Origin of the sequence: Collinsella sp. LCP19S3_A7 (assembly GCF_052121995.1) — a bacterium.
Classification (GTDB): domain Bacteria; phylum Actinomycetota; class Coriobacteriia; order Coriobacteriales; family Coriobacteriaceae; genus Collinsella.
Map to the genome: position 1 here is coordinate 286,031 of NZ_JBQKDE010000001.1, position 19,285 is coordinate 305,315.

Genomic DNA, 19,285 nt, shown 5'->3' on the forward strand with positions numbered 1-19,285 from the left:
CGCGAGGGCATGCACAAATCGGCTACCATGGTTGGCAAACTTCTAAGAGAAAGGGCCGTCCATGTCGGTCGATATAGCCACGTATGTCCACGATCTTGCCGTTGCCGCCAAGGCAGCGTCGGCCTCGCTCGCCACGGCGAGCGACGAGCAACGCCAGGAGGCCGTGCGCGCCATGGCCGCGGCGCTGCGCGATGGCGTCGATTCCATCGTCGCCGCCAACGAGCTCGATATGTCCGCTGCGCGCGATGCGGGGACCTCGGCGGGGCTCCTCGACCGTCTGCTGCTGACGCCCGAGCGCGTCGAGGGCATGGCCGCCGGCCTGGAGAAGCTCGCTGAGCTGCCCGATCCCGTCGGCCGCGTGCTCGACCACCGCGTACTTGCAAGTGGTGTGGACCTTACCCGCGTGAGCGTGCCGCTGGGCCTGGTCGCCATGGTGTATGAGGCGCGTCCCAACGTGACGGCCGATGCCGCGGGCATCTGCATCCGCACCGGCAACGCCTGTATTCTGCGCGGCGGTTCGCTGGCCTATCACTCGTGCGCCATGATTGCCGAACTGCTGGCCGATGCGCTCGAGGCCAAGGGTTTCCCGCGCGAGGCTATCTCGATGATCGAGTCCACCGATCGCGAGGCCACCGGCGAGCTCATGAAGCTTCGCGGCATCGTCGACGTGCTTATTCCGCGTGGCGGTGCGGGCCTGATCCAGCGCTGCGTGCGCGAGTCGCTTGTGCCGGTTATCGAGACGGGCACGGGAAACTGCCACATCTACGTGCATGAATCCGCCGACTTTGATAAAGCGCTCAACATTATCGTCAATGCTAAGACCCAGCGCGTGGGCGTGTGCAACGCCGCCGAGTCGCTGCTTGTGGACCGCGCCGTGGCAGATTCGTTTTTGCCGGCGGTCGTGGCCGTGCTGCACGACCACGGTGTACTGATTCACGGCGACGAAGCCATGTGTGCCGCATGCGTCGATGCCGGTCTTGCCGAGGGCGACGACTACGTGGCCGCGACCGAGGAGGACTGGGGCCGCGAGTACCTGGCGCTCGAGATGAGCGTGAAGGTCGTGGCGAACGAGGACGAGGCCATCGCGCACATCAACCGCTATGGCACCATGCATTCCGAGGCCATCATCGCCGAGGACGCGGACGCCTGCGAGCGCTTTTTGGATGAGATCGATGCCTCGGCCGTGTATGCCAACGCCAGCACGCGCTTTACCGACGGCGGCGAGTTTGGCCTGGGCGCCGAGATCGGCATCTCGACCCAAAAGCTCCACGCCCGCGGCCCCTTTGCCGCCGAGGCCCTCACCACCTACAAATACAAGCTCCGCGGCACCGGCCAGGTCCGCCCCTAAACCTACCAAAAAGGGACAGGTTTATTTTGGCAGGTTTTATCTGCGGTTTTGCCGGGCGACGCGTTCGCCCGGCTTTTTTCTCCGTATGCCTTTTCTGCCTTTCGGCTTGAGCCGCGGCGATATACGATAGTGACACCGTGTCCTAGCACCGACTCACCTGGAGGTATTGCCATGTCCCAGACGCTTTCCGCCGGAATCACCCGCGACCGTGCGTTCGAATTGCTCAACGAGCACAACAAGGACCCGTTCCACATCACCCACGGCGAAACGGTCGAGGGCACCATGCGCTACTTTGCGCGCGAGTTCGACCCCGAGAACGAGGAGTTTTGGGGCATCGTCGGACTGCTGCACGACCTGGATTGGGAGGAGCATGAGGACGACCCCGTGAACCACACCATCTATGCGGCCGAGATCCTCGAGGGCGAGGGTGCATCGCCCGAGCTCATCCGCGCCATCCAGACGCATACCTCGGACTTCAATGCCTCGCTGCCCAAGCCCGAGCTGCAGATGGAAAAGATCCTGTTTGCCTGCGACGAACTTACCGGCCTGATTGGGGCTGCCGTGATCATGCGTCCGAGCAAGAGCGTCATGGACTTTACGACCAAGTCGCTCAAGAAGAAGTTCAAGGACAAGCGCTTTGCCGCCGGCTGCTCGCGCGACGTGATTACGCAGGGCGCCGAGATGCTGGGCTGGGAGCTCCCCGAGCTCTTCGACCGTACCATCGCGGCCATGCAGTCCTTCGCGCCCGACCGCGACACCTTCCAGGCCTAACCTGCCAAAAAGGGACAGGTTTATTTTGGTAGGTTTTATCTGGGAAGACGCTTCCGTTGGACGTAATTCAGCGGAAGCGTTTTCTGTTTAACATGGTGGCGCTTGCGAATGGCGGCGCCTCGCGGTAGGCACCTGCGCTTCGCCGTATCCGTAACTCGGCAAACGCGACGTTAGGACGCGTTCTTGATAATCCATGTTCCGAGTCCGGTCAACAGCTGAACCTGCTTAACGGTTAGCCCCTGTTTTCGAAGCGCGAGAATCGCCTCATTGCGAAGTGGCTTGGAGACGGATTTGAGTTCCGTCGGAGCGCATCCTGCGACACTCTGCACGATTGCTGTGCCAAATGAATATGGTTTCCCATAAGGCACCAAGCGATAAGCTCGATATTGTGTTTGGGGAGGATTGCATCGAGGATCTGAAGCATGGCGATTCGGTCCTCGGCATCGTCAAACAGCAATTGCCCTCCGTTTCCACGCAACGTGACGTGGAAATAACCGGTTGGTGACTTTGAACGAGGTTTTCTCGGCATGGCCCCTCCTTTAGCTTGGATGGGCTGAAGATACCTCATTCGGAGGCCTCGGTTGTCGAGATTCAGTTTACCGACTATAGCTGCTACCTGCCGAAATGTTATTGCGTTTTCAAATTGATGCTTTTTAATGGTAATTGAGCAAGACGTGTGCGCTTGTTGCGGATACGGGCGTTGGTTGCGTCGATCTGGACGGCCCTCGCGTGATGTCATCACAAATGGGCTTCACGCATTTTCGCGGCGATAGAAAAATGGCCGGGGCTTACAAACAAAACGGAGCACCCGACCATTTACCAATTGTTTGTTGACGTTTCCCCAGATAAAACCTGCCAAAATAAACCTGTCCCTTTTTGGCAGGTTAGTTGAGGGCGGCTTGGGCTAGGCGGGCTTCGGCGTCTTCCTCGGTGACGCCCAGGGCCACGGCAATCTCCTCGATGGAGCGGCGCTTGGCTTCCTTGAGTACGCGCATGTAGTAAGAGCTGGGTTTTTTATCTGCTTCCTCGGCCTGGCGAATACGGTGCATCATTGTTTTTGCCACGCGGACCGTCTCGGGCGCACCCAGCTTGAGCTGCTGCTTAAAGTGCGTCTCCTCGAGCGAGCTGTTGCGCTCGGTAAAGGTGTCGCATTCCAGCTCGTCGTAATGGCTCAGTAGGTGCTCGGCATCTTGCTGGGAGATGGCGGCATGCAGACGGTCGGCCTGCGCCACGGGGTACATGAGGATCGTCTGCGCATGTCCCTGCTTGGTCTCGAGCAACAGCATGGGCTGCGGTGTGTCTTCCCTAAAACCGACGACGGTGCAGACTCCCTGACCCGGATGAATGACGTGTTGACCGATTGAGAACATGCTACCTCCAACTTATACGAATTTACGTATGTCTAGAATACCACGCTGACGTGCGCAAACCCTTACTTTATGCAGGAAAAGCACACAAATCCGATAGGTAAGAGTATTCGATATTCTGAGCTGCCCATGCAGATGTTTATGCATTTTCGGCGGGTGCACAACCAGCAGGCAGACCGCCATCTTTGAATGGCCTTGCGACAACTGTGGTCAATTTTGTGCATATGCAATATCGATTGACTTTACCCTGCGACAGTAGTTACCGCTTGTGATAGAGTGCTGCAAACTCTGGCTTTTGCCCTACGAGTGACCAAGAGCTCGGGGGCTTTAACACAAGGAGGATCTATGCCCGAGAAGATTGAAGAGCTGGTACGCGCTGCGCTTGCTGCGGCCCAGGAGGCCGGCGACCTTTCCGCATTTGAACTTGACGATTGCGCTATCGAGCGACCGGCTGACACTTCTCATGGCGAGTGGACCTCCACCATGGCCCTGAAGTCCGCCAAGCTGGCTCACTGCGCCCCGCGCAAGATCGCCGAGGCCGTCGTTGCCCATATGCCCGAGGATCCCGCGATCGAGAAGGTCGAGATCGCCGGCCCTGGCTTCATCAACTTCTACCTCTCCGTCGCCGTCAAGAACGCCATCTTCGGCGAGGCTCGCGAGAAGGGTATGGACTTCGCTAAGTCCAACGTCGGCGGCGGCCTGAAGACCCAGGTCGAGTTCGTCTCCGCCAACCCCGTCGGCCCCATGCATATTGGCCATGGCCGTTGGGCCGCTCTGGGCGACTCCCTCTGCCGCGTTATGGACCATGCCGGTTACGATATCCAGCGTGAGTTCTATATCAACGACCACGGCTCTCAGATGAACACCTTCGGCAACTCCATCAGCACGCGCTATATGCAGCTTGCCGACATCATCGCCAAGCAGGGCGTGGATATCGACGAGGCTCACAAGCTGCTGATTGCCGACCGCGATGCCTTTGTTGCCGACGAGAACGACGAGCATCCCGAGACCCATCCGTATCAGGACAACTTTGCCGAGACTCTGGGCAAGGACTCCTACGGCGGCGACTACATCATCGACGAGGCCGCCGAGTTCTGGCGCACCGACGGTGACAAGTGGGTCGACGCCGATCCGCAGGAGCGCATGGAGAGCTTCCGCGAGCGCGGCTACGTAAAGATGGTCGACAACATGCGTAACCTCTGCCACGCCGTCAACTGCGACTTCGATCGTTGGTTCTCCGAGCGCTCACTGTATGTGAAGGACACCGAGGGCGAGACCGCTGGCACCTCCGCTGTCGACCGCGCTTTCGAGAAGCTCGACAAGATGGGCTACCTCTACACCAAGGACGGCGCTCTGTGGTTCCGCTCCACCGACCTGGGTGACGACAAGGACCGCGTTCTGATCAAGTCCGACGGCGAGTACACCTACTTCGCCTCCGACGTTGCCTATCACTGGGACAAGTTCCAGCGCGTCGACCACGTCATCGACATCTGGGGCGCCGACCACCATGGCTACATCGACCGCGTCCGCTGCGTCTGCGACGCTCTTGGCTATCCCGGCAAGTTCGAGGTTCTGCTGGGCCAGCTCGTCAACCTGCTGCGCAACGGCAAGCCCGTCCGTATGTCCAAGCGCAAGGGCACCATGGTGACCCTGCAGGAGCTCGTCGACGAGGTCGGTTCCGACGCCGCCCGTTACACGCTCATCTCCAAGAGCTCCAACCAGATGGTCGACTTCGATATCGAGGCCGTTAAGAAGCGCGATAACTCCAATCCGGTCTACTACGTGCAGTACGCTCACGCTCGTGTGTGCTCCATTCTGCGCCGTGCCGCTGACGTTACGCCCGAGCAGGCTGACGAGATGGGCATGAAGGCCGTCGCCGCCAAGGCCATCGGCGAGAACGTCGACTACTCGCTGCTGACCGACCCCACCGAGCTTGCCCTTTCGCGTAAGCTCAACGAGCTCGCCGACCTCATCGCCAGCTGCGCTCGCGACCGCGCCCCGTTCCGTCTGACGCACTTTGCCGAGGAGCTCGCCGGCGACTTCCACAGCTTCTACGCTGCCTGCCAGGTGCTTCCGAGCGAGGGCCGTCCCGTCGACCCCGAGCTTTCGCGCGCCCGTCTGGCCGCTTGTGACGCCGTCCGCGTGACGCTCGCCCTGGTGCTCACCCTCGTTGGCGTTTCTGCACCCGAGCAGATGTAATCTACGGGTCGTTTGACCGTGTAGGTTTGGCTTTGCTGAGCCCTATAAGCCCGATCTCCCATGCGGAGGTCGGGCTTTTTGCGTTTGGCGGGGCTTTTTGGCGTGTTGAAAAATGCTACAAAAACGCAACTATACCGGTTTACGGGGCTGAATCGCTGCCTGGCGACCATAGCAACAGCAGCGAAAATAAAATCGCAGGTAGACGGCTTGCCGAATATTAAAAATGCAGGGTATGGTTGGCTTACGCCGTTCTTGCACCGTAATCCGCGATCGTTTTGAAAACGACCCCTTGGGGACGGAGGAAAACGGATCATTTTTGTCCGGTGGGAGAGCGGTGCGAAACCGTCCGCCACGAATCGGGCTTATCTACTACGTTTAGTCGCATACCCCGAACCATGCCGAAAAGTACGATATTAAAACCGCAGGTATCGGGCTTGCGATTTTAGGAAGATCGAGGGGGTGGTCAGGGGTCGCGGGTCAAACGTAGTAGATAGGCGCGTTTCGTGGCGCGGCTATTCCGGATGCCACGGCTTCACTCCTCTGGTGCGACAGAGGAAGCGCTTTTGAGGGAGAGTGTCCCTTTTGACCAGTTGTATAAGAACGTCCAATGACTAAGTTGCAGGTGGTGGCGGTTGTGTTACACTAACGCTGCGTATTTGACGCAATCATCTCGATACAGATCAATGATGCCCGTTGTGTTTTGAACGGAGCTAGACTGTTTAGCCGCCCTGAAGGTTTATGCAGGGAGCATGTGATCACAGGGCTTTAAAAGAAAGTTGAGCAAACACTGTGTCTGATCAACAGCAAGAAAATGAAATAAGCACGGCACAAACCACTCCCACTGCACCGGTTGCGTTGGACCAGATCGCGAAACCCGTACCGTCGCAGGCGTCGGTCCCCGAGACACACCAGAACGCTGCCTCGGCTTTGAGTGAGAACCCTGTTCCCGCCGCGCCTGCTACCGGGGAGGAGGCTGCGCCTGTGAAGCCCAAGCGCACGCGTCGTGTGGCCAAGCCCGCTGCGGATGGCGATGAGGCTGCAAAGCCCAAACGCCGCACCACGCGCACGACGCGTGCCAAGCGTCCGGTTTCCGCCGAGGTTTCGGCGCCGCTTTCAGATGAGGTCGCGCAGGCCCGCGCGCTTGCACAGATCAGCGAAGCCCAGGTTGTTCGTGCTCGCCGTCGTGCCGCCGAGCGCGATGCCGCGGCTCTGACCGAACTCGCGGCTTCGACCGCCCCCGAAGCGCCTTCGGCTCCGGCTCCCGAGCAGGTAGCAGAAAAGCCGGCTCCGCGCACGCGCCGTCGCACGGCGGCCAAGGTCCAGCAGGCTGCCGAGCAGGCTTCGTCCGATGCCGCCGAGACCTCGGTTCGCTCTGCGGCGGAGGGGGACGCTTCCTCTGCTGAGTCTGTCGTGCCTGCCGAGGCCGGCGGTGCATTTGTCGTCGATCCTGCTTTGCGCCCGCATCGCCGCGGCCGCAAGCCCAAGGCATTTGTCGAGGCGGAGAAGGCGGCCGCTGCCGCGGCTTCTGTCCAAGATGCCCCGGCGTTCGTCGAGCCTACAGCGGCTGTCGTGGTTTCGGCCGAGGGTGCTGATGTTCCTGAGGTCGCTGTTTCTGCCGCTGCCGAGTCTGCCGACGTTCGTCCCGGGCGCAGCCGTCACACCGCAGCCAAACGCCCAGCTAAGGCAGAGGCGAAGTCCGGCGCCGAATCTGCGGTAGCTGAGTCTACCGAGGTGAGTGTCGACACGACTCCCGAGACGGAGGGCGCCGATCGGTCGGCAGGCGAGAAGCCCAAGCGCACGCGCAAGAAATCTTCCAAGACCAAGTCTGCCGAACAGCAGGGGGATGCTGAGCAACAGCCCGAGTCCGACGCTAAGTCGGACGGCGAGACCCCGGCGACCGCCGATGCGCCCACGATGCCTGCCGTCGAGAGCGCTGAGGCCGAAGAGGGTTCCCGCCCCAACCGTCGTCAGCACAAGCGCAACGATGAGCGCAGCGAGCGCAAGGATGATCGTAACAACGACCGCCGCAGCCGTCAGCGCGACCGCAAACAGCGCAATAAGGAGCGCAATGCTGCTCCGACTGAGCCCACGCTTTCGCGCGAGGAGCTCGCGGCCATGAAGGTCGCCGAGCTTCGCGAGAAGGCCAAGGAGTTCGAGATCGAGACGACCGGCAAGAAGAAGGCCGAGCTCGTCGAAGAGATCTACACCACAGCCGCGAAGGCCGAGGGCTTCCGCGATATTAAGGGCATCCTGCAGATTCGCCCGGACAGCTCCGGCATCATCCATGCCCACGGCTACATGAAGTCCAATGACGACGCCTTCGTGCCCGCCTACCTCATCCGCTCCGCGCGTCTGCGCACGGGCGACGTGATCGAGGGTTCGCTTCGTCCCTCGCGCGGCGGCGACAAGCGTGCCGGTCTCGCCAAAATTACGACCGTCAACGGTATGGACCCCGAGCAGATTCGCAATCGCCCCAAGTTTGGCGATCTCACGCCGGTCTACCCCAATGAGCCGCTGCGCATGGAGCATGGCAAGGATTCCATTACCGGTCGCGCCATCGATATCGTGTCGCCGATCGGCAAGGGCCAGCGTGGCCTGATCGTGTCACCGCCCAAGGCCGGTAAGACCACGATTCTCAAGAAGATTTGCCAGTCTATCTCGATCAACAATCCCGAGGTGCACCTCATCTGCCTGCTCGTCGACGAGCGCCCCGAAGAGGTCACCGATATGCAGCGCTCCATTGAGGGCGAGGTCGTGGCCTCCACCTTCGATATGCCCGCCGACAACCATACCCGCGTGGCCGAGCTCGTCATCGAGCGCGCCAAGCGCATCGTGGAGTTGGGCGGCGACGTCGTGGTGGTGCTCGACTCCATCACGCGCCTTGCCCGTGCGTACAACCTGGCGGCGCCCGCCTCGGGCCGCATCCTTTCGGGCGGCGTCGATTCGGCGGCCCTGTATCCGCCTAAACGCTTCCTGGGTGCTGCCCGCAATATCGAAAACGGCGGCTCACTCACCATCCTTGCTTCCGCCCTTATCGATACCGGCTCCAAGATGGACGAGGTCATCTTTGAGGAGTTCAAGGGCACCGGCAACATGGAGCTCAAGCTCGATCGCGATCTGGCCGACCGCCGCATCTTCCCGGCCATCGACCCCGTTGCCTCGGGCACGCGCAACGAAGACCTGCTGGTCGACGAGCAGATGCGCCCGTTTGTCTTTGGCCTGCGCCGCATCCTCGCCGGCATGAACAACACCGAGCGCGCGGCAGCGTCGTTTATCAAGGGCCTCAAGGGCACCAATACCAACCAGGAGTTCCTGGTGCGTTCGGCTAAAAAGCACAGCGATTACGAGCAGATGTTCTAGCCCGTCCGCTGCACGCGACAGCAACCATAGACATGCCAGAAGGGCCGGGGTTTAGATCCTGGCCCTTTTCGTATAGCCGCTCGCCAACGATTATTGACCTCACGACCGGCAAGCAGCGATTTTCCCGTTTCAATTCCGCTTCGTCGCTTGCAATCCCCAAGGGGGTTTCGCATAATAGCAGTTAAGCTTCGCGACGGAAAACGCAGATGAAACGAACCTTATACCGTTGCTTTGGGGCTCAGGCCCCGCTTCATCTTCTCTCGCGCAGCCAACTGAATGACGCGATTTGGGTGCTGGAAGATGGGGAGAGCTCATGGCTTCTTCTGATGCAACACAACGAGCAGTCCTTGCCGGACTTTCCTGCGGGATCGGCCTTGCCGCACCCGTGGTCGTGTATGCCGCTACACTGCCGTTTTCGTCAATCAACGAGACGGTTGTCGCGGGTGCTGTTCCCTTTGCCGTGGGCGCAGTGGCCGGCGTGGGTATCTATGCCGCCTCGCTGGGTATCTCTGAGTATCGTGCGGAGCACGATGGCCGCCTGTTTGAGCCCGATGCCGTGGGCGGCGCCGCTCAGTTTAGTCGGACCTACAACGAGTTCAAGACCGCCTCGATTCCCGCTCAGCAGGAGGAGGCCGCTCCCCGGGCTGCTGCGCCTGTCACTTTGGACGAGCAGGGTCAATCCTCTTCGCTTCTTTCCGGTCTGACCGGCGCGTTTCAGCGCCGTCATGCCGATGATGGCGTTCCGACCATCGCCCGTGCCGCCAACGCCATGGACGAGGCCGATGCCTGGGCTATGATCGATAGCATGCTCGACGACGATTCGCCGGTTAGCTGCGATCCCGCTCGCTCGCGCGATGTCTATCAGGTCGCAATTGACGAGCTCACAAACGGTGAAAAGACTGGCTCCTATAACCGCGACGACATCGCTGCTGCCGCACGTGCCGTCTCGGGCTCTCATGCCGCCCCTGCGGGCAGCACTGCAGCTTTCGTGGCGCTTGTGGCCAATGCCGCCAACAATGCCGCCTATAACGGTGCTTCGTCGGCTGCGTACACCTCTGCCGCGGCGGCCGCTTCGACCGGCCAGCAGGGCGCAGCTCAGCCGGCTCCTATTGCCGACCCCTTTGCCGATGAGCCCCTGGTTGTCGACGAGGAGACCATCGCCGCTCGTCGTGCTGCCGAAAGCTCGCTTTGGGGCGCTTCGGCCCAAATGCAGGTCGCGGAGGCGGTGCCGTACAACGCCAAGCTCGCCAGCATGCCCATCATTTCCGATGCCAAGGGTGTGGATCTCACCGATTTGGACGAGCCCGCCGCCATCACTGCCTCTATCGATGCCCAGAATCGCGTGGATACCGACAGTCTCCCCGATGCCTCCCTCGAGGAAGATATCCCCATGGCCGATTATTCGGGCCACGAGAACATGTGGGCCGCCGCTATGGCGATCATGGCCGAGGTCGCCGAGCCCGCCCCCGCGCCGATGCCCACGCCTGCAGCCTCACCTGTCTCGGTTGCTCCCGTCTATGTCGGCCGCCACAGCTCCGTGTTTCCCGAGGATACCGCGCGTATCTCGCGCGAGGGTATCGAGCGCGCCGAGGCTATCGCCGCCGGCGTTATGGAAAACCGTCGCCATGAGCGTGTCAATCAGATCCTTGAGGAAGAGATCGAGCGCTTGCAGTCCTCTACCGCCAAGCGTACGGGCCGTGCCTATTTGAGTGTTATCGAGGGCGGTACCGCCAGTTTTACGCCGCTTCGTGCCGAGGCCTAGTTCTGCATGATTAAGATCGATCGTAAGTGGGCGGTTGCGGCCTGCGCCATGGTGTTGCTGATCTGGGGCAATTCACTGGTTCCCGGCACGGGGTCTGGCTCACTGAGCCTGGCGATCATGGAGGACGTCCGCGGGTTTTTGCATAGCTTGAGCCTGCCGTATGAATGGGTAACCAACTTTGTCGTCCGCAAGTGCGCACACTTTACCGAGTATATGGTGCTCGGTGTTTTGGTGACACATGCCTTTGATATCGAGGGTCGACGCACTTTTGACAGACTGCTTCCCACGGTGGTTTTTCTGTTGCTGGTCCCCTCAATCGACGAGACGATTCAGTTATTTGTGCCGGGGCGCGCCGGTATGATTACCGACGTGATGATTGACTGCTGCGGAGCGGCTACCGGCGTCGTGCTCCGATATCTCCTCCGATCGCTTGTATGCACCAAAAAGGCCGCCTAGGACGTTTTGCTTGGTCCTAGACGGCCTTGTGCGTTTGGGGGCCCTGCAGGACGCGATAGCGTTGTCTGCGCGTTATACGAGCCCGGCAATACCGTGTGTCGTTGGTGCACCCTTTACTGGAGCGCCTGTGCGCCAAGGGCCAGACAGCCCATGATGCCCTGCTTACCCTCGAGGCTGTTGTTGACAATGTAGGTATCGATGTCGTTGACCTCGGGCGTGACGATATAGCCGTTGAGCATCTCGGCGCACTTTTTGCGGGCGAGCGGCACGATGGGGGTGTGGTCGGCCACGCCGCCGCCGATGATGATCTTTTGCGGCGCATAGCACAGCGTGTAGGTCATGAGCGCCTGTGCCAGGTAGCCTGCGAGCAGGTCCATGGCCTCCGGGTCATCGGCCATGTCTCCGGCGCTTTTGCCATCCCAGCGCTTTTTAATGCCGGGCCCTGCGATGAGGCCCTCGAGGCAGTTGTCGTGGAAAGGACAGCCGCTGTGCTCGCCGATGGTGTCGCGCGGATCGCGTGTGACCAGGATATGCCCTGCCTCGGGATGCATCATGCCATGAACGAGCTGGCCGCCCGAGAGCACGCCGGCGCCCACACCGGTGCCGATGGTCAGATACACCACGTCGGTGAGGCCCTGGGCGCAGCCAAAGGTGACCTCGCCCAAGCAGGCGACGTTGACGTCGGTGTTGTAGCCACAGGGAATATTGAGCTCGTTTTGGATGGTGCCCAGCAGGTCAAAGTAGCGCCATGCCGTCTTGGGCGTCTCCAAGATCTTGCCGTATAGGGGCGAGGCAGGGTTGACTGCGGTGGGGCCAAAGGCGCCGATGCCCAGCGCGGCGATGCCCTTGTTTGCAAACCATGCGTTGACGGCCTCAACGGTCTCCTGCGGGGTCGTGGTTGCGATCTGCTCACGCTCCAGAACCGTACCGTCTGCATAGCCCGTGGCACAGACCATCTTGGTGCCGCCGGCCTCGAGCGCTCCGATAAGCTGCTGCTCTGCCATAGTATTCCTCCCCCTGGGACGAGTTGTTCGGTGACTAAAGTATAGCGCTTTAGACATATTAAGAAAGCGCTATAAAAAGAAGCCCCACAACGCGCGGGCGGTGCGGGGCTTCTTTGGTTGCTTTAGTTGCCGGGCCGTCGTTACCCGCGCGGCTTGATTTTATCGCGTAGCGACTTGAGGTTCTCCAGTGCCGCGTTAAGCGTCTCGTCTCGCTTGGCAAAGTGGAGGCGAATCAGATGGTTGACGGGCTCACGGAAGAAGCTCGAGCCGGGCACAGCGCCTACGCCCACCTTAGACGCGAGGTCCTCGCAGAAGTCGAGGTCGCTGTCATAGCCAAACTCAGAGATGTCCATCATGACGTAGTAGGCGCCCTGCGGCACGTTATGCTCAAGACCGATGCTGTCGAGCCCCTGGCAGAACAGATCGCGCTTGGCTGTGTAGAGATCGAGGACCTCCTGGTAATAGCTGTCGTCGAAGTTGAGGGCGGTGACGACGGCTTCCTGCAGGGGAGCGGCGGCACCCACGGTGAGGAAGTCGTGGACCTTCTTGATGCGCTCGGTAATCTGGGCCGGGGCGATGGTGTAGCCCAGACGCCAGCCGGTGATGGAGTACGTCTTGGATAGCGAACTGCAGCTGATGGTGCGCTCGAACATGCCGGGCAGCGTGGCCATATAGACGTGCTCGTGGGGCGCGTAGACGATGTGCTCGTACACCTCGTCGGTGATGCAGTAGGCGTCGTACTTTTTGCAGAGATCGGCGATAAAGGTGAGCTCTTCGCGTGTAAAGACCTTACCGCAGGGATTGGAAGGGTTGCACAGGACGATGGCCTTGGGGTCGTTGTCGCGGAAGGCTGCCTCGAGTGTCTCGCGGTCAAAGTCGAATGTGGGCGGGTTGAGCGGCACATAGATGGGCTCGGCACCCGAAAGGATCGTGTCGGCGCCGTAGTTCTCGTAGAACGGCGAGAAGATGACGACCTTGTCGCCGGGGTTGGTGACCGTCATCATGGCAGCCATCATGGCCTCGGTGGAGCCGCAAGTGACCACGATGTTCTGGTTGGGGTCGATCGGCATGCCCATAAAGTGCTCCTGTTTGGCGGCAAGCGCCTCGCGCATGGCCTGGGAGCCCCAGGTGATGGAGTACTGGTGATAGAGCGGCTTAGGGTCGGCGGCGATGGTGCCCAGGCTCTTGAGCAGCTGCGCCGGGGGATCAAAGTCGGGGAAGCCCTGCGAGAGGTTGACGGCACCGTACATATCGGAGATGCGCGTCATGCGGCGGATGACCGAATCGGTAAACGTTGCCGTGCGATTGGAGAGTTCTTTCATGCTTGTCCTTTCGAACATCGGGGTGGGGCAAGTTTACTCCTATGGAACCGGTGGGATTTGCTCGAAATGGATCCGAAAAACTCTTTTCAAAATTCTTGAAAATTGGGGCTTGCGTCGCGTGGCGTTCCTTGCAATAATAGTCGAGCGCGAAGCGCACAGGACACGGTGGGTGTAGCTCAGTTGGCTAGAGCGACGGGTTGTGGTCCCGTAGGTCGAGGGTTCGAGTCCCTTTACCCACCCCAGTTCTTGCTTCGTGTTGATATCGGGTCGTTAGCTCAGTTGGTAGAGCAGGGGACTCTTAATCCCAAGGTCCAGGGTTCGACCCCCTGACGGCCCACCACACGATATCTCCTCTAAAGTCCGCCACTACGGACTTTAGCTTTTGGGTCGTTAGCTCAGTTGGTAGAGCAGGGGACTCTTAATCCCAAGGTCCAGGGTTCGACCCCCTGACGGCCCACCAAAGCATGTTAAAGCGACTGGCTTAGGCTGGTCGCTTTTTTTGTTAACCATACATGGGTCGAACCCGAAAGGGCGCGGAGCTGAGGAAACGCGTAAGCGTTTGCCAGCGCAGCGCGCAAGGCGCGAAGCGCCGCAGCGGCCGCCTGCGCAGCAGGCTGACCCCCTGACGGCCCACCAAAGCATGTTAAGACGGTCAGCGAAAGTTGGCCGTCTTTTTTGTTGACCTCGCATGGGATCGAACCCGAAAGGGCGCGGAGCTGAGAAATCTCCATTGTGATTCCCTTAGGGAAAACACGGCTAAAGCCCCGTAAGCGTGTTCTCCTTAGGGGAATCATGCTTACGGGGCTCGATACATGTTGAGTAATTGTGATCAAGCTCAAGGTGGGAATCGAATCAGTCCGCTCGATAGTGCGATCCGAGGCTTTCGGTTCGCTTGCGCATGGCTTTGACCATTTCCTGTGCTAGTTGAATCTGCGATTGCAGGCGGGCGAGGGCTGCGATTTCGCTGTCCTGAGCTTTCTGTGTGCTCAAGGTCGTTGCCTCCGTCTTCAAGCCCTCAAGCTCGTGTAGCGCCTTGGATAGGCCCCCTTCAGTGCGGTTGATCATGCAATAGGTGCTCATCGTGTGCTTAAGGCCGCGGGTCAGGCGCTCGGCGTCTGTTGTGGCAATGCCATGCTGGGGGAGGGCGACATCCGCCTTTGGGGCCACCTCAGGTGCATTCTGTGCTGCTTGGGCTGCCGAGGCGCCCGCGATGCGCCCAAACACGATGCCGTTGGCGCTTGACAGGCCACCAATGCGATCGGCCCCGTGCATGCCGCCTGTCGCCTCGCCGCAGGCATAGAGGCCCTCAACGCCCGTGTATGCGGTCTTGTCGATTTTGATGCCGCCATTGGCGGCGTGGGCATACATCGCCACGCGCATCTCGTCGGTCGGCGCGATGCCGTGCTCGTCTTGTAGCCAGGTGGCAAAGGTCTGCACAAACTCGGGGACGTCCTCGCGGGGGAAGTCGTAGTGGAGCGCCAGACCTTCGGTACCCGCTTGATCGATGGCAAGATCGATGGCGCGGGAGGCCAAGCGCGAGGTGAAGGGACCATATCCGGAGCGTTGCTCAAGCAGATCGTCCAGCTTGTCGTCGGCGATATCGACCGGCTGGTCTACATGTACGTAGCGCCAGGTCTTCTCGTTAAAGACAAGGTTGCGCTTGGGCTCGATGAAGCCCGGCATCATCTGCATGAACTCTATATTAGTGAGCGTTGCGCCGTGTGCCAGCGCGATGGCCTGCGAGGAGCTGAGCACGTCGGCGGAAGTGAGGCTTCGCTCGAACAGGCCACCCGTGCCGCCCGCAGCGATGATGGTGGCCTTGGCTGCCATAGGTACGAGATGCTCGTTTGTGCGGTCGTAGAGTACGGCGCCGATAATCTTTCCGGTTGTGTCCTCAACAAGGTCGATAAGCTCGTGGCTGGGGAGCAGGTGAATGCCGAGAGACTTGATCTGGGCCGTACACGCGTCCTCAAGGGGCTTGCGGGTGAGGCCGCGCCAATTGCGTGTCTTATGGTCAAAGCAGGGGATAAATTGCTTTTGCTGGGCGCTCTCGGCGCTTTGCGGACGCTGGAGCTCAACACCTAGATTCTGCTCGAGCCATTGGATGGCCTGGGGAATGCCGTGGACGAACGTCTGGACGAGCGTAGGGTCGGCGACACCGCCGCCGACGGTCTGGACGGTGTCGATGAGGTCCTGCTCGTCGGCCGCGTCGGTGGGGCCAATAAGGCCAAGGCCCCAGGTGCCCGGGAAGAAGCTCGATCCGCTCATGGTCTTGCCGGCGCTTGCGTCGGCAACGGTCGCGCCCGCGCGTGCCGCTTCTATGGCGGCACAAAGGCCCGCAATGCCAGATCCTATTACCAGTACATCAGTCGATTCCATGGGATTCCTTTCTCGTCCGGCGCATTTTCGCATGGGTGATCGGCAATGAGGCCGAAAAGACTCGGCAAATCGGTAAAGGGCAAATATGGCAGATGGGCGTTATGGACGCTCTGACGCTCCATCTCATCACATCTCGTATTTCGTCCCAACTGATATATCGGCATTAGCAACCCTGCGGCAGTGCAAACAAAAAGAGCCGCTACCCGGGTGGATAGCGGCTCCGAAGCTCAACTATATGAGCATCGCGCGGGCGCGATTAGGCCTTGAGGGCCTCCTCGACGGCGACAGCGCAGGCGACAGTGGCGCCGACCATGGGGTTGTTGCCCATGCCGATGAGACCCATCATATCGACGTGCGCAGGCACGGAGGAAGAACCGGCGAACTGGGCGTCGGAGTGCATACGGCCCATGGTGTCGGTCATGCCGTAAGAGGCAGGGCCGGCGCCCATGTTGTCCGGGTGCAGGGTACGGCCAGTGCCGCCACCAGAAGCGACGGAGAAGTACTTCTTGCCAGCCTCGATGCGCTCCTTCTTGTAGGTGCCAGCGACGGGGTGCTGGAAGCGCGTGGGGTTGGTGGAGTTACCGGTGATCGAGATGTCGACGTTCTCGTGCCACATGATGGCAACGCCCTCACGGACGTCGTCGGAGCCGTAGCAGTTAACGGCAGCACGGGGACCATCGGAGTAGGGGATGGTCTCGACGACCTTGAGCTCGCCCGTGTAGTAGTCGAACTGGGTCTTCACGTAGGTGAAGCCGTTGATGCGGGCGATGATCTGGGCGGCGTCCTTGCCCAGACCGTTGAGGATAACGCGCAGCGGCTTCTTACGAGCCTTGTTGGCGTTCAGAGCCAGGCCGATAGCGCCCTCAGCGGCAGCGAAGGACTCGTGGCCGGCCAGGAAGGCGAAGCACTCGGTGTCGTCGGAGAGCAGCATAGCGCCCAGGTTGCCGTGGCCCAGACCGACCTTGCGGTCCTCGGCGACGGAGCCGGGAACGGTGAAGGCCTGGATGCCCTCGCCGATGATGGCGGCAGCCTCAGAAGCGTTCTTGGCGCCACGCTTGACAGCGAGAGCGCAGCCGAGGGTGTAGGCCCACTCGGCGTTCTGGAAGGCGATGGACTGGGTGTTGTTGACGATCTCACGCGGGTTGAAGCCCTTGTCGGTGCAGATCTGCAGAGCTTCCTCGAGGGAGGCGATGCCGTTGTCGGCGAGGCACTTGTTGATCTTGTCAGCGCGGCGCTCGTAACCTTCGAACGTAACAGTCATAGTTATTTCCCTCCCTTTCTACTCGTGAACCGGGAACACGCTGGCGACGGAGTGAGTCTCCTCGTCGGTGCGCGGGTCGATGTACTTGGCAGCGTTCTCCCACTGACCATAGTGGCCCATGGCGCCAGCGATGGCCTCCTCGGGGGTCTTGCCGGCCTTGACGGCGTCGGTGAACTTGCCGAGGTTCAGGAACTCGAACGCGATGATCTCGTTCTTGTCGTTGAGAGCCATGCGGGTGACGTAGCCCTGAGCGAGCTCGAGGTAACGAGCGCCCTTGGCCTTGGTGCCGAACATGGTGCCGACCTGAGAGCGAAGGCCCTTGCCGAGGTCGTCGAGGGAGGCGCCCACGGGCAGGCCGCCCTCGGAGAACGCGGTCTGGCTGCGGCCGTAAACGATCTGCAGGAAGATCTCGCGCATAGCAACGTTGATGGCGTCGCAGACGAGGTCGGTGTTGAGGGCCTCGAGGATGGTCTTGCCGGGAAGGATCTCGGAAGCCATGGCAGCAGAGTGGGTCATGCCCGAGCAGCCGATGGTCTCAACGAGGGCCTCCTCGATGATGCCGTCCTTGACGTTCAGCGTGAGCTTGCAGGCGCCCTGCTGAGGTGCGCACCAACCCACACCGTGCGTAAGACCGGAGATGTCGGAAATCTCCTTAGCCTGGACCCACTTGCCCTCCTCGGGGATGGGTGCGGGGCCGTGGTATGCACCCTTGGCAACGGGGCACATGTTCTCCACTTCCTGTGAGTACTGCATGCCTCTCCTCTCTATCGTATTGGCGTCCCGTCTGGAGGTCGTGGCTGGTGATTGCCGGGCGACCCTTCGAAAGGGACATGACATGCAGCCCCTATAATACCGCGAAATGCACGGAATATTCGGCGAACGGCGCAGTTTTCGTAACGAGAAGCGCGGAACTTTCAATTGAAACGATTTAACAAGCTTGGTTGCGGTTATGCGATACGTTTTAGGGGGTCAGTTCTGGTCAAGTTATTGGTTAGTTCTTGCCCTGTTGCGGTGTCTAGCCTGTGGTTATGATGCCATTCGCCGTTGGTTTGCCGCCTTTTACCGTCGACGGGTGCCATTTTGCGTGAATGTTTTGATGGCACGTTTCAATCGTGATGTATTGGATGGTAAGCAGGTCCCGGCGAAGGGAGCGTCATGCAGCGTGTTTGGAAAACGATCACCGGTTTTTACCATGTCTGTGCCCGCGGTATGGGCAGTCAGCTGATCTTTGAGAGCGACGAGGACCGGTGGGAGTTTTTGGAGCTGATGCGCGACTGCTGCCGCGATGCCCAGGTAACGATTGTGGCGTGGTGCCTCATGGGCGACCATGTTGATCTGGTACTTTTGGATTATGAGGACAACATGAGTGCAGCCATGCAACGCCTGCTGTTGACGTATGCTCGTCGGTTCAATAAGCGTACCGGGCGTTCGGGCTGCCTGTTCCGGGAACGTTTTGAGCGCTGTTCGCTCGATACCGACCGGCATGTGATGGAGGCTGTTCGCTCCGTTCACGCCGATCCGCAGGATGCGGGCATCAACCTAATTGAGCGGTATCCCTGGAGCAGCTTCGCGGAGCATCTGCGCGTTTACGACGGTGACGAGGCAGATGCTACGAGGGGATTTTCCGATCCTTCTTGCGTGCTTGAGCTTTTTGGTTCTGCCAAAGCCTTTATTGCCTATTCGCTTTCGACGCCCGACGGCGGCGATCCGGCGATGCGCGATTTGGTAGAGATGGAGTTGGAGCGGCGCGCCTTTGCCGACGAGTTGGCGAAGGGATGCGGGGTTGCGCTCCGGGGGGTTAAGGCGGCGCCGCCGGCGCAGCGCAATATCGTTATTCTTGGCTTGCACGATGCTGGTTTTACGGTGCGCCAGATTGAGCGGTATACGGGGATAAGCAAAAGTACCGCTTCTCGTATTGTGCGCGCCCGTGCTCGAACGGCGGTGCGGACTGATGACAGCCTGGGATAGGGCTGTCTGCCCACTGGGACCATCATTCTAAATGCTTGGACGTTAACTACACTTCTAAAAATGCATAGAATGATTGCCGTCTTGCATA

Annotated in this window: 14 protein-coding genes and 3 tRNA genes; 10 read left to right on the forward strand and 7 right to left on the reverse strand. The window is 60.3% G+C overall.

The window, feature by feature from the left end; genetic code table 11:
* Window positions 1-61: 61 nt before the first annotated feature.
* Window positions 62-1,348: a glutamate-5-semialdehyde dehydrogenase gene (locus ACTQV3_RS01180; RefSeq protein ID WP_441535714.1), complete on the forward strand. Its 1,287-nt coding sequence runs from the start codon at window positions 62-64 to the stop codon at window positions 1,346-1,348.
* Between the two features lie 171 nt (window positions 1,349-1,519).
* A complete protein-coding gene (locus ACTQV3_RS01185; protein ID WP_427727938.1) occupies window positions 1,520-2,119 on the forward strand; it encodes an HD domain-containing protein in 600 nt (199 codons plus the stop codon).
* Window positions 2,120-3,003: 884 nt separating this feature from the next.
* Here the strand turns inward: ACTQV3_RS01185 and ACTQV3_RS01190 are convergent.
* Window positions 3,004-3,489, reverse strand: a complete 486-nt coding sequence (locus tag ACTQV3_RS01190) for a CarD family transcriptional regulator (RefSeq protein WP_154518254.1) — start codon at window positions 3,487-3,489, stop codon at window positions 3,004-3,006.
* 342 nt (window positions 3,490-3,831) lie between these two features.
* On the opposite strand from ACTQV3_RS01190, the gene argS reads away from it, so the two are divergent.
* From argS to ACTQV3_RS01210, 4 genes are all read left to right on the forward strand, one after another.
* The gene (gene argS, locus ACTQV3_RS01195) at window positions 3,832-5,685 is read left to right on the forward strand and encodes an arginine--tRNA ligase (RefSeq protein ID WP_441014784.1); all 1,854 of its coding nucleotides are present in this window, start codon (window positions 3,832-3,834) and stop codon (window positions 5,683-5,685) included.
* A 981-nt stretch (window positions 5,686-6,666) separates the two neighbouring features.
* Entirely contained in the window at window positions 6,667-9,045 is a 2,379-nt protein-coding gene (gene rho / locus ACTQV3_RS01200; protein WP_441535715.1) for a transcription termination factor Rho, read from the forward strand.
* A 313-nt stretch (window positions 9,046-9,358) separates the two neighbouring features.
* Window positions 9,359-10,807, forward strand: a complete 1,449-nt coding sequence (locus ACTQV3_RS01205) for a hypothetical protein (protein ID WP_441535716.1) — start codon at window positions 9,359-9,361, stop codon at window positions 10,805-10,807.
* A gap of 6 nt (window positions 10,808-10,813) precedes the next feature.
* Complete coding sequence (locus tag ACTQV3_RS01210; protein WP_427794116.1) at window positions 10,814-11,263, forward strand: VanZ family protein; 450 nt, start codon at window positions 10,814-10,816, stop codon at window positions 11,261-11,263.
* A 113-nt stretch (window positions 11,264-11,376) separates the two neighbouring features.
* Here the strand turns inward: ACTQV3_RS01210 and ACTQV3_RS01215 are convergent, their stop codons facing one another.
* On the reverse strand, window positions 11,377-12,267 hold the full coding sequence (locus ACTQV3_RS01215; RefSeq protein ID WP_441535717.1) for an ROK family protein: 891 nt from the start codon (window positions 12,265-12,267) through the stop codon (window positions 11,377-11,379).
* A 140-nt stretch (window positions 12,268-12,407) separates the two neighbouring features.
* Complete coding sequence (locus tag ACTQV3_RS01220) at window positions 12,408-13,589, reverse strand: pyridoxal phosphate-dependent aminotransferase (RefSeq protein WP_441535718.1); 1,182 nt, start codon at window positions 13,587-13,589, stop codon at window positions 12,408-12,410.
* 165 nt (window positions 13,590-13,754) lie between these two features.
* Between ACTQV3_RS01220 and ACTQV3_RS01225 the strand changes: the two genes are divergently transcribed.
* From ACTQV3_RS01225 to ACTQV3_RS01235, 3 genes are all read left to right on the forward strand, one after another.
* Window positions 13,755-13,831: transfer RNA gene (locus ACTQV3_RS01225), tRNA-His, on the forward strand.
* Between the two features lie 22 nt (window positions 13,832-13,853).
* Window positions 13,854-13,929, forward strand: a tRNA-Lys gene (locus ACTQV3_RS01230).
* Between the two features lie 44 nt (window positions 13,930-13,973).
* Window positions 13,974-14,049, forward strand: a tRNA-Lys gene (locus ACTQV3_RS01235).
* A gap of 7 nt (window positions 14,050-14,056) precedes the next feature.
* Here ACTQV3_RS01235 and ACTQV3_RS01240 read toward each other — a convergent pair.
* From ACTQV3_RS01240 to ACTQV3_RS01255, 4 genes are all read right to left on the reverse strand, one after another.
* Complete coding sequence (locus ACTQV3_RS01240) at window positions 14,057-14,320, reverse strand: hypothetical protein (RefSeq protein ID WP_441535719.1); 264 nt, start codon at window positions 14,318-14,320, stop codon at window positions 14,057-14,059.
* Window positions 14,321-14,441: 121 nt separating this feature from the next.
* Window positions 14,442-15,968, reverse strand: a complete 1,527-nt coding sequence (locus ACTQV3_RS01245) for an FAD-binding protein (RefSeq protein WP_441535720.1) — start codon at window positions 15,966-15,968, stop codon at window positions 14,442-14,444.
* Window positions 15,969-16,224: 256 nt separating this feature from the next.
* Entirely contained in the window at window positions 16,225-17,229 is a 1,005-nt protein-coding gene (locus tag ACTQV3_RS01250; RefSeq protein WP_154518278.1) for a GGGtGRT protein, read from the reverse strand.
* An 18-nt stretch (window positions 17,230-17,247) separates the two neighbouring features.
* Entirely contained in the window at window positions 17,248-17,982 is a 735-nt protein-coding gene (locus ACTQV3_RS01255; RefSeq protein ID WP_006235554.1) for an iron-sulfur cluster assembly scaffold protein, read from the reverse strand.
* Window positions 17,983-18,384: 402 nt separating this feature from the next.
* Here ACTQV3_RS01255 and ACTQV3_RS01260 point away from each other — a divergent pair, with 402 nt between their 5' ends.
* On the forward strand, window positions 18,385-19,197 hold the full coding sequence (locus tag ACTQV3_RS01260; protein ID WP_441535721.1) for a transposase: 813 nt from the start codon (window positions 18,385-18,387) through the stop codon (window positions 19,195-19,197).
* Window positions 19,198-19,285 lie beyond the last annotated feature (88 nt).

What these genes read in the sequence shown, in the direction of transcription:
- ACTQV3_RS01210 (WP_427794116.1), top strand. Translation starts at nt 10,814, where the DNA reads ATGATTAAGATCGATCGTAAGTGGGCGGTTGCGGCCTGCGCCATGGTG.
- ACTQV3_RS01245 (WP_441535720.1), bottom strand. Translation starts at nt 15,968, where the DNA reads ATGGAATCGACTGATGTACTGGTAATAGGATCTGGCATTGCGGGCCTT.
- ACTQV3_RS01220 (WP_441535718.1), bottom strand. Translation starts at nt 13,589, where the DNA reads ATGAAAGAACTCTCCAATCGCACGGCAACGTTTACCGATTCGGTCATC.
- ACTQV3_RS01205 (WP_441535716.1), top strand. Translation starts at nt 9,359, where the DNA reads ATGGCTTCTTCTGATGCAACACAACGAGCAGTCCTTGCCGGACTTTCC.
- argS (WP_441014784.1), top strand. Translation starts at nt 3,832, where the DNA reads ATGCCCGAGAAGATTGAAGAGCTGGTACGCGCTGCGCTTGCTGCGGCC.
- ACTQV3_RS01250 (WP_154518278.1), bottom strand. Translation starts at nt 17,229, where the DNA reads ATGACTGTTACGTTCGAAGGTTACGAGCGCCGCGCTGACAAGATCAAC.
- ACTQV3_RS01240 (WP_441535719.1), bottom strand. Translation starts at nt 14,320, where the DNA reads ATGGAGATTTCTCAGCTCCGCGCCCTTTCGGGTTCGATCCCATGCGAG.
- ACTQV3_RS01190 (WP_154518254.1), bottom strand. Translation starts at nt 3,489, where the DNA reads ATGTTCTCAATCGGTCAACACGTCATTCATCCGGGTCAGGGAGTCTGC.
- ACTQV3_RS01215 (WP_441535717.1), bottom strand. Translation starts at nt 12,267, where the DNA reads ATGGCAGAGCAGCAGCTTATCGGAGCGCTCGAGGCCGGCGGCACCAAG.
- ACTQV3_RS01180 (WP_441535714.1), top strand. Translation starts at nt 62, where the DNA reads ATGTCGGTCGATATAGCCACGTATGTCCACGATCTTGCCGTTGCCGCC.
- ACTQV3_RS01260 (WP_441535721.1), top strand. Translation starts at nt 18,385, where the DNA reads ATGCAGCGTGTTTGGAAAACGATCACCGGTTTTTACCATGTCTGTGCC.
- ACTQV3_RS01255 (WP_006235554.1), bottom strand. Translation starts at nt 17,982, where the DNA reads ATGCAGTACTCACAGGAAGTGGAGAACATGTGCCCCGTTGCCAAGGGT.
- ACTQV3_RS01185 (WP_427727938.1), top strand. Translation starts at nt 1,520, where the DNA reads ATGTCCCAGACGCTTTCCGCCGGAATCACCCGCGACCGTGCGTTCGAA.